Here is a 15,007-nt window from a genome sequence, read left to right as displayed (position 1 = left end):
CCGGACGTCCGGACATGTTCGAGGGCCCGGACACCGCCGTACGACGGTGTCCGGGCCCTCGGCGCGAGCGGAGCTACTCGGCCGGCTTGAGCGTCAGCGAGACGCTGTTGATGCAGTACCGCTGGTCGGTCGGCGTGCCGTAGCCCTCGCCCTCGAAGACGTGCCCCAGGTGCCCGCCGCAGCGCGCGCAGCGCACCTCGACCCGGCGCATGCCGAGCGTGGTGTCCTCGATGTACTGGACCCGGTCCTCCGCCAGCGGCGCGAAGTACGACGGCCAGCCGCAGTGGCTGTCGAACTTGGTCTCGGAGCTGAACAGCTCCGCCCCGCAGGCCCGGCAGCCGTAGACGCCGACCGTCTTGGTGTCGGTGTACTCGCCGGTGAACGGCCGTTCGGTGCCCGCCTCGCGGAGCACGTGGTACTCCTCGGGGCTGAGCTGGGCGCGCCACTCGGCGTCGGACTTCTCGATCTCGTAGCTCATCACGGCTCCCGGTCGCGGTGGACGTACGTCAGACGTTGGAGGCAACGTTCGCGAGGTGCTCCAGAATTTCGGGCCCGAGGTTGGTGACGTCGCCGGCGCCCATGGTGAGCAGCAGGTCGCCCGGGCGGGCGAGGCCGGCCAGCAGGGCGGGGGCGGCGGCGAAGGAGTGCTCGGCGGTGACCTCGGCACCGACCCGGCGGGCGGCGTCGATGATCAGCTCGCTGGTCACGCCGGGGATCGGGTCCTCGCGGGCCGGGTAGATGTCCAGCACCACCGAGGCGTCGGCCAGCGCCAGGGCGTGACCCATCTCCTCGGCGAGCTGCTGGGTGCGGCTGAACAGGTGCGGCTGGAAGACCACCAGCACCCGGCCCTGGCCGTCCAGGCCCTCGCGGATCGCCTCCAGGTCGGCGGTCATCTCGGTCGGGTGGTGGGCGTAGGAGTCGATCACCTGGACGCCGGCGGCCTCGCCCTTGAGCTGCAGCCGGCGGCGCACGCCGGTGTAGGCGCCGAGCGCCTTGGCCAGGTCGGCGGCCGGGACGTCCAGCGCGACGCCGGCGGCCAGCGCGGCGACGGCGTTGTGGGCGTAGTGGCGGCCGGGCACCGAGACGGTGAAGGTCAGCTCGGTGCCGTCCAGGACGACGGTGACCTCGCTGGTCATACCGCGGGCGACCACCGAGAGCACCCGCACGTCGGCGTCCTCGGCGGAGCCGACGGTGACCACGTTCAGGCCCTCGCGGCCGGCCACCCGGGAGGTCAGCTCGCGGGCGCCGTCGTGGTCGGCCGAGACCACCAGGGTGCCGCCGGGGACGATCCGGCCGACGAAGGTCTCGAAGGACTCGTAGATCTCGTCGATCGAGGCGTAGTTGGCGTGGTGGTCCAGTTCCACGTTGAGCACGATCGCCACCTCGGGCGCGTACTTGTGGAAGCTGCGGTCGCTCTCGTCGGCCTCGGCGACGAAGATCCCGCCGGTGCCGTGGTGGGCGTTGGAGCCGGGCGCGTCGAGGTCGCCGCCGATCGCGTAGGACGGGTCCAGGCCCAGCTCGCCGAGGGCGACGGCGAGCATGCTGGTGGTGGTGGTCTTGCCGTGGGTGCCGGCCACCGCGAGCGCGCGGCGGCCGCCCATCAGCGCGGCCAGCGCGTCGGAGCGGTGCACCACCGGGATGCCGCGCTCGCGGGCGGCGGCCAGCTCCGGGTTGTCGGCGCGGATCGCGCTGGAGACGACCACGCTGCTGGTGCCGTCCGGCACGTGCTCGGCGGCGTGGCCGACGTGCACGGTGGCGCCGAGGGCGCGCAGCGCGAGGACGGTCTCGGACTCCCTGGAGTCGCTGCCGGAGACGCTGGCACCGCGCACTGCGAGGATCTTCGCCAGGCCGGACATCCCGGCGCCGCCGATGCCGATGAAGTGCGGGGCGTGCAGGTCGTGCGCGGCGTCGTTCAAGGCGTGGCTCCGTACGGGCGGGGGCAGACAGGTCGGGCGGACGGTCCGGTGCGCGTCGACGTCACGGGTGTCACCGGCGTCACGGACGTCAGGACATCGGAACGTCACGGACACCGGGTACGTCGGGGACGTCGGGAACGTCACACGCGTCGGAACCGTCCTCGCGGGCGGACCGCAAGGACGATTCTGCACCACCGGCGCGCGGAGCCACGGCCCGTCGGCGAACTCCCCCCGCGGGGCGGGGTCCGGGGACGGACGCTAGGAGTCGCTGGCGAACAGCCGCAGCACCGGGACCCCGACCTTGTGCCGGGCCTGGGAGGCCCAGTCGCGGTGGAAGAACTCCTCCACGAAGTGCGGGGAGGTGAGCACCACCACCTCGTCCGCCTGGTGCTCCTCGACGACCGCGCGCAGCCGTTCCAGCGGCTTCTCCTCGACCAGTTCGCCCACCGCCTCGGCCCCGGCCGAGCGCAGGTGGCGCAGGCTGTGCTCCAGCGACTCGGTGGCCAGGGTCGGCCCGGTCTCGGACTCGTCGTGCTCGTGCCTCACCTTGTCGAGGTGGCCGAGGGCGACGTCGTCCAGCGCCCGCAGCAGCTCGTCCTGCTTGCCGCGCGGCTGCATGAGGACGACGAAGGAGACCTCCTCGTCGCTGTGGAGCGTGGTGACGAGCTCCACGTCCGCGTCGGAGAGAGCCTTTTCGATCATCAGTACCGTCTTGAACACGTGAGTCCCTTCCAGTGGCCGGCCCCCGGGCCCCGGCATCGCATAACGGGATCCCGACCGGGGGGTCACGGGGTCATTCCGAGCCCGGGTGACGCAGGTAGCGGGTGAAGAGGAATCCTTTCTGCTCGATCAATGAGACCAGCCGCATCCGCTGCACGTCAGGCATTTGCGCATCGTGGAGGATGCGCGGCGCGTCGCCGCCGGTGAGCAGCGGGGCCAGCGACAGGCACAGCTCGTCCAGCAGGCCCGCCGCCGCGAGCTGCCCCAGCAGGCGCGGACCGCCCTCGGTCAGCAGCCGGGTCCAGCCCCGTTCGGCCAGCGCCGCCACGCCCGCCCGCAGGTCCACCGAACCGGTGCCGGCGAGCACCAGGTCGGCCACCTCGGCGACCGCCCGGCGGCGCTCCGCGGGGGCGTCCTCGGTGGTGATCACCACCGTCCTGACCAGCGGTTCCGTGAACAGCGGTGCGGTCAGGTCCAGCTGCAGCGAGCGGGTCACGACCGCGATCACCGGGGCCGGCGCCTGCCCGGCGGCCGCCCGGGCCGCCGCGAACTCCTTGCGGGCCCGGGCCGGCCGGTAGCCCTCCGCGCGGACCGTCTCCGCGCCCACCAGCACCACGTCCGACAGTGCGCGCAGCACCCCGAAGATCCGCTTGTCGGCGTCGCCGGAGAGCCCCTCGGACAGGCCGTCGAGCCGCGCCCCGCCGTCCAGGCCGGCCACCATGTTGGCGCGCAGCCACGGCCGGCCCCGATTCACCTGTTCGGGGTACGCGTACACGGCGGCGAGCGACTCCAGCGCGGCCGGATCGGCGACCGGCGCGCCCAGCGGGCTGATCAACTGTTGCATGCCCTCAGTGTTCCACCGCGGGCCGTCCGCGGGCCGTCCGCGGGCCGCCCGGAGGCGGGTCCGGAGGAGGCCGGGAGGCGGTTCGGAGGCGGCCGGGACCAGGCGTACCCTCTACTGATGTGCCCGCAGCCTCCCACCCCGACACCGCGACCGAGTCGATAGCCACCGCGAGCGCGGCCGGCTCCCCGATCGCGCTCACCGACCGCCGCCCCGTCGTGCCCGCCGAGCGGCTGGTCGCCGAGATGGTCCCGCCGCCCCGGTTCGCGGGCGTGAGCTTCGGGTCGTACATCCCGGACCAGAGCCAGCCGAGCCAGTACGAGGCCGTCCAGGTCCTGGAGCAGTTCGCGGCGACCCTCGCGGGAGGAAACGGTTCCGCACCCAAGCGCGGCTGGTTCCGCCGCTCCGCCCCCGCGCCCACCGGCCCGGCCGGGGTCTACCTCGACGGCGGCTACGGCGTCGGCAAGACCCACCTGCTCGCCTCGCTCTGGCACTCCGCCCCCGGCCCCAAGGCCTTCGGCACCTTCGTCGAGCTCACCAACCTGGTCGGCGCGCTCGGCTTCCAGCAGGCCGTGCGGACCCTCTCCGGGCACACCCTGCTCTGCATCGACGAGTTCGAGCTGGACGACCCGGGCGACACCGTGCTGGTCTCGACCCTGCTCGGCCGCCTGGTCGACAACGGCGTCAAGCTGTGCGCCACCTCGAACACCCTGCCGGAGAAGCTCGGCGAGGGCCGCTTCGCCGCCGCCGACTTCCTGCGCGAGATCCAGGGCCTGTCCGCGCACTTCCGCCCGATGCGGATCGACGGCCAGGACTACCGCCACCGCGGCCTGCCCGCCGCCCCGCCGCCGTACTCCGACGAGGCCGTCGAGGCCGCCGCCGCCCGGACCCCGGGCGCCTCCCTGGACGACTTCGACGCCCTGCTCGCCCACCTCTCGGCCGTCCACCCCAGCCGCTACGGCGCGCTGCTGGACGACGTCACCGCCGTCTGCCTGCGCGGCGTGCACCAGGTCGAGGACCAGTCCACCGCCCTGCGCCTGGTGGTGCTGGCCGACCGCATGTACGACCGCGAACTGCCCGTCACCGCCTCCGGCCTGCCCTTCGACCGGGTCTTCCCGGAGGAGATGCTCCGCGGCGGCTACCGCAAGAAGTACCTGCGCGCGATCTCCCGCCTGGTCGCCCTCGCCCGGGACAGCGCCGAGTAGGTCCCCCCTGTCAGTCGGGGGCCGTACGGTGGAGTCGTGCGTCCCATCACGAGTATTGAGCGGTCCGTGGCGCCCTTCGAGGTCGTCAGCCCCTTCCAGCCGAACGGCGACCAGCCGGCGGCGATCGCCGAGCTGGAGCGGCGGATCAGGGGAGGGGAGAAGGACGTCGTGCTGCTCGGTGCCACCGGCACCGGGAAGTCGGCCACCACGGCCTGGATGATCGAGAAGCTGCAGCGGCCCACCCTGGTGATGGCGCCGAACAAGACGCTGGCCGCGCAGCTGGCGAACGAGTTCCGCGAGCTGCTGCCGAACAACGCGGTCGAGTACTTCGTCTCGTACTACGACTACTACCAGCCGGAGGCGTACGTCCCGCAGACGGACACCTACATCGAGAAGGACTCCTCGATCAACGAGGAGGTCGAGCGGCTGCGCCACTCGGCGACCAACTCGCTGCTCACCCGCCGGGACGTGATCGTGGTCGCGTCCGTCTCCTGCATCTACGGCCTCGGCACGCCGCAGGAGTACGTGGACCGGATGGTCCCGCTCAGGATCGGCCAGGAGATCGACCGGGACGACCTGCTGCGCCGCTTCGTGGACATCCAGTACGCCCGCAACGACGTCGCCTTCACCCGCGGCACCTTCCGGGTGCGCGGCGACACCATCGAGATCTTCCCGGTCTACGAGGAGCTCGCCGTCCGGATCGAGATGTTCGGCGACGAGATCGAGGCGCTCTACACCCTGCACCCGCTCACCGGCGAGATCATCAGCCAGGACGACTCGGTCTACGTCTTCCCCGCCTCGCACTACGTCGCGGGCCCCGAGCGGATGGAGCGCGCGGTCACCGGCATCGAGCAGGAGCTGGAGCGGACGCTCTCCAGGCTGGAGAAGCAGGGCAAGCTGCTGGAGGCCCAGCGGCTGCGGATGCGCACCACGTACGACATCGAGATGCTGCGCCAGATCGGCACCTGCTCGGGCGTCGAGAACTACTCGATGCACTTCGACGGCCGCGAGCCCGGCTCCCCGCCGAACACCCTGCTCGACTACTTCCCGGAGGACTTCCTCCTGGTCATCGACGAGTCGCACGTCACCGTCCCGCAGATCGGCGCGATGTACGAGGGCGACGCCTCGCGCAAGCGCACGCTGGTCGAGCACGGCTTCCGGCTGCCGTCCGCGATGGACAACCGCCCGCTGAAGTGGGAGGAGTTCCTGGAGCGGATCGGCCAGACGGTGTACCTGTCGGCGACGCCCGGCCCGTACGAGCTGTCGCGCGGCGACGGCCAGGTCGAGCAGATCATCCGGCCGACCGGCCTGATCGACCCCGAGGTGATCGTCAAGCCGACCGAGGGCCAGATCGACGACCTGGTGCACGAGGTCCGCCGGCGGGTCGAGCGGGACGAGCGGGTGCTGGTCACCACGCTGACCAAGAAGATGGCCGAGGACCTCACCGACTACATGCTCGGCCTGGACATCCGGGTCCGGTACCTGCACAGCGACGTGGACACGCTGCGCCGGGTGGAGCTGCTGCGCGAGCTGCGGGCGGGCCGGTACGACGTGCTGGTCGGCATCAACCTGCTGCGCGAGGGGCTGGACCTGCCCGAGGTGTCGCTGGTGGCGATCCTGGACGCGGACAAGGAGGGCTTCCTGCGCTCCGGGACCTCGCTGATCCAGACGATCGGCCGCGCGGCCCGCAACGTCTCCGGCGAGGTCCACATGTACGCGGACCGGATCACGCCCTCGATGGAGAAGGCGATCGACGAGACCAACCGCCGCCGGGCCGTCCAGCAGGCCTACAACAAGGAGCACGGGATCGACCCGCAGCCGCTGCGGAAGAAGATCGGCGACATCCTGGACACCCTCGCCCGGGAGGACGTGGACACCGACGAGCTGCTCTCCACCGGTTACCGCGGCCAGGGCAAGGGCAAGGCTCCGGTGCCGTCGCTGGGCGTGGAGCGCAAGCCCGCCAAGTCCCTGCCGGCCGCCGAGCTGGCGGACCTGATCCAGGAGATGACCGACCGGATGCACACGGCCGCCGCCGATCTGCAGTTCGAGGTCGCGGCGCGGCTGCGCGACGAGGTCAAGGAGCTGAAGAAGGAGCTGCGGCAGATGCGCGAGGCCGGTGTGGCCTGACGGCCGGACGGGGCTTGGCCGGAGGGGGTTGGCCGGACGGTGCTTGGCCGGAATGACACCGGTCAAGCCCGGCGGTGTCTCAGCCTTGCCACAAACGGGGAAACCGTGGAGAGCCCGGGGTGCCGCAGGGCCTAGGCTGGCCTGCGGCATCGTGCTCACAGGACGGGTACGGGCCGTAGCAGAGGGGGCCTCAGCCGGGGGACGGCGACGGGGTGTTCCACCGGGGGGCCGGGCGGCAGCGACCGCGTGGCCGGCAGAGAGGACAACGTCGTGTCGGTGAACCTCGCCAAGGGGCAGCGGGTCAGCCTCCAGAAGGGGCCGGGCGCCGCCCTGACCGTGGTCCGGATGGGCCTCGGCTGGCAGGCCGCCCCCAAGCGGGGCCTGTTCGGCAGCCGCACCAGGACGATCGACCTGGACGCCTCGGCACTGCTGTACGCCGAGCGGACCCCGTCCGACGTGGTGTTCTTCCAGCACCTGCAGAGCGACGACGGCTCCGTCCGGCACACCGGGGACAACCTGGAGGGCGGTTCGGGGCAGGAGGACGACGAGGCGATCCTGGTCGACCTGCTGCACGTGCCGGCGCACATCACCCAGGTGGTGTTCACGGTGAGCTCCTACACCGGGCAGACCTTCGCCGAGGTGCAGCGGGCGCACTGCCGCCTGGTGGACGAGACCACCGGGCTGGAACTGGCCCGCTACGAGCTGGCGGGCGGCGGGCCGCACACCGGGCAGATCATGGCCAAGGTGGTGCGGGACGGCGACGGCGGCTGGGAGATGCAGGCGATCGGCGCGCCCGCCAAGGGGCGGACCTTCCAGGACCTGCTGCCGGCGATCGAGCCCTACCTCTGACGGTCCTTTACCTTCTTTACCTTTCCTTGCCCGCCCTGTTACTCTCGATGGCAGCGGAGGGGAGTATTCCTCGACAGCCGACCCCGTCATCACGGGTGCCCGTCGTGGCATCCCGGGGCGCTGGCCCGACGGGCGGAAGAGACCTCCGGCAGTGACGATGACTGTCTCGCCTACCTGCCGGAGGAGCAGTAGTGGACGTTTCCGTAACCATGTGGGTCACCACGATCGGTGTGCTGATCGCACTGATCGTGGCCGACTTCTTCATCGGTGGCCGCAAGCCGCACGAGGTCTCGATCAAGGAGGCCGGGATCTGGACGGCCGTCTGGGTCGTGCTGGCGCTGCTCTTCGGCGGGTTCCTCTGGTGGCACTCCGGCGCGCAGCCGGCGGGTGAGTTCTTCGCCGGCTACATCACCGAGAAGTCGCTCAGTGTCGACAACCTCTTCGTGTTCATCCTGATCATGGGCAAGTTCGCGGTGCCCAGGATCTACCAGCAGCGCGTGCTGATGTTCGGCGTGATCATCGCACTGGTGCTCCGCGCGGTGTTCATCGCCGGCGGTGCGGCGCTGGTCGCCGAGTTCTCCTGGGTGTTCTTCATCTTCGGCGCCTTCCTGATCTGGACGGCGTGGAAGCTGGTCAAGGAGGCGCGGGCCGAGGAAGAGGAGGAGGAGTTCGAGGAGAACCGCCTGCTCAAGTCGATCACGCGGCGCTTCCCGTCCACCGACGACTACCGCGGCACCAAGCTGTTCGTCCGGGAGAACGGCCGCCGGCTGATCACCCCGATGCTGATCGTCATGCTGGCGATCGGCACCACGGACGTGCTGTTCGCCCTGGACTCGATCCCGGCCATCTTCGGCCTCACCCAGGACCCGTACATCGTCTTCACCGCCAACGCCTTCGCCCTGATGGGGCTGCGCCAGCTGTACTTCCTGATCGGCGGTCTGCTGAAGAAGCTGGTCCACCTGTCGTACGGCCTGTCGGTGATCCTCGGCTTCATCGGCGTGAAGCTGGTGCTGCACGCCGCGCACGAGGCCGGCGCGAACGTCCCGGAGATCGGCATCCCGTTCTCGCTGGGCTTCATCGTGGTGGTGCTGGCCGTCACCACGTTCACCAGCCTCCGGGCCTCGAAGAAGGCCGCCGAGGCCGAACACGAGCGCGAGAAGCTCGACGCCTGATCGAAACCGAATGAGCTGGAGCCCCGCCGCCGGATCGCTATCCGGCGGCGGGGCTCAGTTCTGCGGGCGTCGGCCGTACTCGGCGATCCAGCGCGAGCCGAGCAGCACGACATCGGCGGTCTCGACCGGCCGGCCGGTGGCCTGGTCGTAGTAGGTGCGCTCGATCGCCATCACGGGCACAGCGGGCGCTACGCCGAGGGCCTGGGCCTCGGAGCGGCTGGCCTGGCGGGCGGTGACCCGCTCGACCGGGGTGCCGACCTCGATACCGATGAGAGCCATCCGGTCGGCGACGCCGATGCCGGCGTGTGGACCGGCCTCCGGGAGGACGATCAGGCTTCCCCCGGTGACCGCCATGGGCTCCCAGCTCTCGGCCAGCTGCGCCGGATCGCCGTCGGCCAGGTAGACGTAGCTGGTGTGCATCACCGGATCGCCGGGCTGGATCTCCAGTCGAGCTGCGATCCGGGCGTCGGCGGCACGAGGCTGCGACTCGTGCCGCCAAGTGCCGACCACGCCTTGCCGTGCGAGGGCGGCCTCCGTCGGCGATCCGTCGCCGGGCGCAACGCGCTGGCGCCGCACCAGGACGGCCGGTGGCTCCTGGGACTTGACGTAGTACCCGGCGCCCGGGCGGGCGAGCACGAGTCCTTCATCGATCAACAAGGCGTAGGCCCGCTGGATCACGCCGGTCGACACGCTGTGCTCGCGCTGGAGTGCACTGATGGACGGCATCCGATCGCCCGGCCGAAGCCGCCGGGAGGTGATGTGGCCGCGCAGGGCGTCCGCGACGTGCAGGTAAGAGGGTGTGTCGCTCACGCCTCGGCCTCCTCGCTCCGGATGGTGCGTCGCGGCTGACACCGTAACGCTCACGCGGCTACTCTATCGATACGATTTCACTGTACCGATAAGGGGGGTGTCTGTGCAGATCAGCATGCGCACAAGCCTGCTCAAGGCTTCTCTCGGCCAGGCGGCCGGAGCCCCCGTGCGAATCACCGCGGGGAAGGCCGGCCGCGTCCGGCTCTCGACGACCGCTCCGGATGACACCTCGTCCACGCAGTGGACCGAGGTGCTCGACATCCTTCGGGCGGGCTGTGAGTGGGGCTCCACCGACGCCACGGGCGAGGTCATCGTCTGGGTCGAACTGGCGGACTTCACCATGATCGGCACGGAGACCTGGTCGTGACCGCTGCCGCCCGCCGGTCGGCCTCGCCGACCGGCATCGTGATCCGCTTCGACGTGGGCAGGGCCGGACGCCACGTCAGCGCCGAGTGTCAGCTCGACGTGCATCGGGCCTGTCCCGGCGGGATGCGGGAAGTCTCCGGGGCCGTCGCCCTGGTGTGTCTCTGCGCGGAGCCGTCGTGTGCGTGCGCCCGGCACCTCCCGGGGCGCGAGGGGTGATCCGGGCCGGTCGGCTCCGGATGGAGCCGGCCGGCCCGGGATGCGTCACCAGCCGCGCTCGCGCCACTCCTCCAGGTGGGGGCGTTCGGTGCCGAGGGTGGTGTCGTTGCCGTGGCCGGGGTAGACCCAGGCCTCGTCGGGGAGGACGTCGAAGATCTTCTTGCTGACGTCCCGGAAGAGGCTCTTGAAGGCCTCCGGGTCGCCCCAGGTGTTGCCGACGCCGCCCGGGAAGAGGCAGTCGCCGGTGAAGACGTGCGGGTGGCCCTGCGGGTCGTCGTAGATCAGCACGATCGCGCCCGGGGTGTGGCCGACCAGGTGGCGGACGGTGAGTTCGACGTCGCCGACCCGCAGCGTGTCGCCGTCGGCGAGCCGCAGTTCGGTGGGGACGTCGATGCCCTCGGCGTCGTGCTCGCCGGCCGCGGTGCGGGCGCCGGTGGTGGCGACCACCTCGGCGAGCGCGCCCCAGTGGTCGTGGTGCCGGTGGGTGGTGACCACCGTCTCCAGCTCGTCCCCGACGGTCTCCAGCAGCACCGGGGCGTCGGCGGCCGCGTCGATCAGCAGCTGCTCGTCGGTGGCCCGGCAGCGCAGCAGGTAGGCGTTGTTGTCGTACGGGCCGACGGCCACCTTGGTGATGATCAGGTGGGCCAGCTCGCGCACGTCCGGCGGTCCGCCGACCTTGACCGCTCCGTGGTACGTCATCCGTCCGCTCCTCGTCCGGGTCCGGCTGAAACAGGGTTCGGGATCATCTTTGCGCCGTCAGCCCATCGGGGGAAGCTGGGGGAGCGCGGTGTCGGGCGTGCGGCGCAGGTCCGCGCCGGCGGAGCGGCCGGAGAGCCAGGCGGTCAGGGCGCGGACCGGGCCCTCGACGGTCAGGGCGGGCTCGCCGGCGCCGATCACGGCGCGGTCCGCGGTGTCGTCGGCGACCAGTTCGACGGTGGGCAGTCCGGGCTCGCCGGCCAGCCCGTCGGCGAGGTCGCGGAACTGGGCGACGGCGAAGTCCTCCGGCCAGTGCGCGGGGGTGCGGCCGCCGGCCAGGTCGACGTGGTGGTACTCGACCTCCAGCAGGCGCCTGCGCGGGATGTCGGAGGCCGGGAAGAGGTAGCCGCGGCGGTGCTTGACCTGGACCGTCCAGGCCTCGGCGGGCAGCAGCGCGGCGGCCGCGGCGAAGCGCTCGTGCGACGCGCGCAGGTCGGCGAGGTGGACGTCGAGCGGGCGGGGCGCGTCGCGGTCGATGTCCCGGTCGCGGGCCTCGTTGCTGGTGTACTGCGGGATGTCGGTGCCGGTGCGGGCGCCGGTGAGCAGGTTGACCAGGGAGTCGGCGTTGCGGGCGAGGTGGGCCAGCACGTGGCCGCGGGTCCAGCCGGGGAGGGCGGACGGCTCGGCGAGGGCCTCGGGCGCCAGCCCGGAGACGGTCTGCAGCAGGCGCTGGGTGCTCTCCTCGACCTGGCTCAGCCAGGCGGCGGCGGAGGCGGCGGCGGACTGCGGGTCGGTCATCGGATCTGCCTTCGGTACGGGGCGGCGCGTTGCCCGCGGGGGCTCCGCTCGTTGACCAGGCGACGCTACCTCCGGATCCGGGCGCTGAGCAGGGGTTTTCCGACAGGCGCACGGTGCGGGTACGGACCGTCCCGGCCCGGGCCTCACTCGTTCGGGTGGTCTCCACTGGACAGAGTCGATATTCGAACGCCTGAGCTATAGGCTGGCTGCCGCATCCTGGAAGAAGTACCGAACCTCACCGCAAGCCCTCTCGCCCCGGAGAAAGGCGCCAGAAGCAGTGGCCGACCGCCTCGTCATCCGCGGTGCTCGCGAGCACAATCTCAAGAACGTCTCGCTCGACCTGCCCCGCGATTCCCTCATCGTCTTCACGGGCCTCTCCGGCTCCGGCAAGTCCTCGCTCGCCTTCGACACGATCTTCGCCGAGGGCCAGCGCCGCTACGTCGAGTCGCTGTCCTCCTACGCCCGTCAGTTCCTCGGGCAGATGGACAAGCCCGACGTGGACTTCATCGAGGGCCTCTCCCCGGCCGTCTCGATCGACCAGAAGTCCACCAACCGCAACCCCCGTTCGACCGTCGGCACCATCACCGAGGTCTACGACTACCTGCGCCTGCTGTTCGCCCGGATCGGCAAGCCGCACTGTCCGCACTGCGCCCGGCCGATCGCCAAGCAGTCGCCGCAGGCGATCGTGGACAAGGTGCTGGAGCTCGCCGAGGGCACCCGTTTCCAGGTGCTCAGCCCGGTGGTGCGCGAGCGCAAGGGCGAGTTCGTCGACCTCTTCGCCGACCTGCAGTCCAAGGGCTACTCCCGGGCCCGGGTGGACGGCGAGACGGTCCAGCTCGCCGAGCCGCCGAAGCTCAAGAAGCAGGAGAAGCACACCGTCCAGGTGGTCATCGACCGCCTGACCGTCAAGGAGAGCGCCAAGCGGCGGCTCACCGACTCGGTGGAGACGGCCCTGCGGCTGTCCGGCGGCATGGTCGTGCTCGACTTCGTCGACCTCCCCGAGGACGACCCGGAGCGCGAGCGGATGTACTCCGAGCACCTCTACTGCCCGTACGACGACGTGTCGTTCGAGGAGCTGGAGCCGCGCTCGTTCTCCTTCAACTCGCCGTTCGGCGCGTGCCCGGACTGCTCGGGCCTGGGCAACCGGATGGAGGTCGACCCGGAGCTGGTCGTGCCGGACCCGGAGCGCTCGCTGGACGAGGGCGCGATCCACCCGTGGTCGGCCGGGCACGCCAAGGAGTACTTCCAGCGCCTGATCGACGCGCTCGCCGAGGAGCTCGGCTTCCGCACCGACATCCCCTGGGCCGGGCTGCCCGCCCGCGCCAAGAAGGCGCTGCTGAACGGGCACAAGCACCAGGTGCAGGTCCGCTACCGCAACCGCTTCGGCCGCGAGCGCTCGTACAGCACCGGCTTCGAGGGCGCCGTCCCGTTCATCCAGCGCCGGCACACCGAGGCGGAGAGCGACAGCAGCCGCGAGCGCTTCGAGGGCTACATGCGCGAGGTGCCCTGCCCGACGTGCCGGGGCACCCGGCTCAAGCCGGTGGTGCTCGCCGTCACCGTCCAGGACAAGTCGATCGCCGACGTCTCCTCGATGTCGATCAGCGACTGCTCCGAGTTCCTGGGCGCGATGAAGCTCAACGCCCGGGACAAGCAGATCGCCGAGCGGGTCCTCAAGGAGGTCAACGAGCGGCTGCGCTTCCTGGTCGACGTCGGCCTGGACTACCTCTCGCTCGACCGCGCGGCCGGCACCCTGTCCGGCGGCGAGGCCCAGCGCATCCGGCTGGCCACCCAGATCGGCTCCGGCCTGGTCGGCGTGCTCTACGTGCTGGACGAGCCGTCCATCGGCCTGCACCAGCGCGACAACCACCGGCTGATCGAGACGCTGGTGCGGCTGCGCGACATCGGCAACACCCTGATCGTGGTCGAGCACGACGAGGACACCATCAAGACCGCGGACTGGGTGGTCGACATCGGCCCGGGCGCCGGCGAGCACGGCGGCAAGGTGGTGCACTCCGGTTCGCTGAAGCAGCTGCTCGCCAACAAGGAGTCGCTGACCGGCCAGTACCTCTCCGGCAAGCGCTCCATCCCGATCCCGGCGGGCCGCCGCGAGCGGGACAAGAAGCGCCAGCTGACCGTCCACGGCGCCCGCGAGCACAACCTCAAGGACGTCACGGTCGGCTTCCCGCTCGGCACCTTCACCGCGATCACCGGCGTCTCCGGCTCCGGCAAGTCGACGCTGGTCAACGACATCCTCTACACCCACCTCGCCCGGGAGCTGAACGGCGCCCGCAGCGTGCCCGGCCGGCACACCCGGATCACCGGCACCGACCAGGTGGACAAGGTGGTGCACGTGGACCAGTCGCCGATCGGCCGCACGCCGCGCTCCAACCCGGCCACCTACACCGGGGTGTTCGACCACGTCCGCCGGCTCTTCGCGGAGACGCAGGAGGCCAAGGTCCGCGGCTACCTGCCCGGCCGGTTCTCGTTCAACGTCAAGGGCGGCCGCTGCGAGAACTGCTCGGGCGACGGCACCATCAAGATCGAGATGAACTTCCTGCCGGACGTCTACGTGCCGTGCGAGGTCTGCCACGGCGCCCGGTACAACCGGGAGACGCTGGAGGTGCACTACAAGGGCAAGTCCATCGCCGAGGTGCTGGACATGCCGATCGAGGAGGCGCTGGCCTTCTTCGAGGCCGTCCCGGCGATCGCCCGGCACCTCAGGACGCTCAACGACGTCGGCCTCGGCTACGTCCGGCTCGGCCAGTCCGCGCCGACGCTCTCCGGCGGCGAGGCGCAGCGCGTCAAGCTCGCCTCCGAGCTGCAGAAGCGTTCCACCGGGCGGACGGTCTACGTCCTGGACGAGCCGACCACCGGCCTGCACTTCGAGGACATCAGCAAGCTGATCAAGGTGCTCAGCGGGCTGGTGGACAAGGGCAACACGGTGATCGTCATCGAGCACAACCTCGATGTGATCAAGACCGCCGACTGGGTCGTCGACATGGGCCCCGAGGGCGGCTCCGGCGGCGGCACGGTGGTCGCCGAGGGCACTCCCGAGCAGATCGCCGCCGTCCCGGAGAGCCACACCGGCAAGTTCCTGCGGGACATCCTGCCGAGCGACTTCGCGGACGCCCCGGCCGCCGCCCCGGCGAAGAAGGCGGCACCGCGCAAGCGCGCCGCCGCCGCGAAGAAGTAGTCCAGCCCGTCCCGCCGCTCCCGCTCCCGCTCCCATCGAAACAGTGGGAGCCCAGGGAGCGGTGGGACGCCTGCGGCATAGACTTCCGTGGTCCCTCG

Annotated in this window: 13 protein-coding genes; 6 read left to right on the top strand and 7 right to left on the bottom strand. The window is 71.1% G+C overall.

All coding sequences use genetic code 11. The features are described from left to right. Nucleotides 1-73 precede the first annotated feature (73 nt). From msrB to AB0Q99_RS16805, 4 genes are all read right to left on the bottom strand, one after another. Nucleotides 74-478 (bottom strand): peptide-methionine (R)-S-oxide reductase MsrB, encoded by a 405-nt coding sequence (msrB, locus tag AB0Q99_RS16820; RefSeq protein WP_363572367.1) that lies wholly within the window; start codon nt 476-478, stop codon nt 74-76. 28 nt (nt 479-506) lie between these two features. Further along, a complete protein-coding gene (gene murC / locus AB0Q99_RS16815) occupies nt 507-1,916 on the bottom strand; it encodes a UDP-N-acetylmuramate--L-alanine ligase (protein WP_363572365.1) in 1,410 nt (469 codons plus the stop codon). A gap of 258 nt (nt 1,917-2,174) precedes the next feature. Beyond that, nucleotides 2,175-2,636, bottom strand: coding sequence for an indole-3-glycerol phosphate synthase (locus AB0Q99_RS16810; RefSeq protein WP_363572363.1), 462 nt, complete (start codon nt 2,634-2,636; stop codon nt 2,175-2,177). 73 nt (nt 2,637-2,709) lie between these two features. Further along, on the bottom strand, nt 2,710-3,480 hold the full coding sequence (locus tag AB0Q99_RS16805; protein ID WP_363572361.1) for a pyrimidine reductase family protein: 771 nt from the start codon (nt 3,478-3,480) through the stop codon (nt 2,710-2,712). 158 nt (nt 3,481-3,638) lie between these two features. Here AB0Q99_RS16805 and zapE point away from each other — a divergent pair, with 158 nt between their 5' ends. The 4 genes from zapE to AB0Q99_RS16785 all read left to right on the top strand — a co-directional run bounded on the left by zapE (nt 3,639) and on the right by AB0Q99_RS16785 (nt 8,830). Beyond that, nucleotides 3,639-4,682 (top strand): cell division protein ZapE, encoded by a 1,044-nt coding sequence (gene zapE / locus AB0Q99_RS16800; RefSeq protein ID WP_363572494.1) that lies wholly within the window; start codon nt 3,639-3,641, stop codon nt 4,680-4,682. A 36-nt stretch (nt 4,683-4,718) separates the two neighbouring features. After that, on the top strand, nt 4,719-6,809 hold the full coding sequence (gene uvrB / locus AB0Q99_RS16795) for an excinuclease ABC subunit UvrB (RefSeq protein ID WP_363572359.1): 2,091 nt from the start codon (nt 4,719-4,721) through the stop codon (nt 6,807-6,809). Between the two features lie 270 nt (nt 6,810-7,079). Next, a complete protein-coding gene (locus AB0Q99_RS16790; protein ID WP_363572357.1) occupies nt 7,080-7,658 on the top strand; it encodes a TerD family protein in 579 nt (192 codons plus the stop codon). Nucleotides 7,659-7,849: 191 nt separating this feature from the next. Beyond that, entirely contained in the window at nt 7,850-8,830 is a 981-nt protein-coding gene (locus tag AB0Q99_RS16785; RefSeq protein WP_363572355.1) for a TerC family protein, read from the top strand. A 54-nt stretch (nt 8,831-8,884) separates the two neighbouring features. On the opposite strand, the gene AB0Q99_RS16780 is transcribed toward AB0Q99_RS16785, so the two are convergent. Then, the gene (locus AB0Q99_RS16780; protein WP_363572353.1) at nt 8,885-9,640 is read right to left on the bottom strand and encodes a GntR family transcriptional regulator; all 756 of its coding nucleotides are present in this window, start codon (nt 9,638-9,640) and stop codon (nt 8,885-8,887) included. A 166-nt stretch (nt 9,641-9,806) separates the two neighbouring features. On the opposite strand from AB0Q99_RS16780, the gene AB0Q99_RS16775 reads away from it, so the two are divergent. Continuing rightward, on the top strand, nt 9,807-10,007 hold the full coding sequence (locus AB0Q99_RS16775; RefSeq protein ID WP_363572351.1) for a hypothetical protein: 201 nt from the start codon (nt 9,807-9,809) through the stop codon (nt 10,005-10,007). A 260-nt stretch (nt 10,008-10,267) separates the two neighbouring features. On the opposite strand, the gene AB0Q99_RS16770 is transcribed toward AB0Q99_RS16775, so the two are convergent. After that, nucleotides 10,268-10,921 (bottom strand): MBL fold metallo-hydrolase, encoded by a 654-nt coding sequence (locus AB0Q99_RS16770; protein WP_363572349.1) that lies wholly within the window; start codon nt 10,919-10,921, stop codon nt 10,268-10,270. A gap of 57 nt (nt 10,922-10,978) precedes the next feature. Continuing rightward, on the bottom strand, nt 10,979-11,716 hold the full coding sequence (locus AB0Q99_RS16765; RefSeq protein WP_363572347.1) for a maleylpyruvate isomerase family mycothiol-dependent enzyme: 738 nt from the start codon (nt 11,714-11,716) through the stop codon (nt 10,979-10,981). A 277-nt stretch (nt 11,717-11,993) separates the two neighbouring features. Between AB0Q99_RS16765 and uvrA the strand changes: the two genes are divergently transcribed. Then, a complete protein-coding gene (gene uvrA, locus AB0Q99_RS16760; RefSeq protein ID WP_363572345.1) occupies nt 11,994-14,909 on the top strand; it encodes an excinuclease ABC subunit UvrA in 2,916 nt (971 codons plus the stop codon). Nucleotides 14,910-15,007: the final 98 nt, after the last annotated feature.

The organism is Kitasatospora sp. NPDC086791, assembly GCF_040685975.1.
In the GTDB taxonomy this organism is placed as follows: Bacteria; Actinomycetota; Actinomycetes; order Streptomycetales; family Streptomycetaceae; genus Kitasatospora.
Note: the sequence above shows the minus strand (reverse complement) of the source record. Positions and strands in the feature narration are given on the sequence as shown.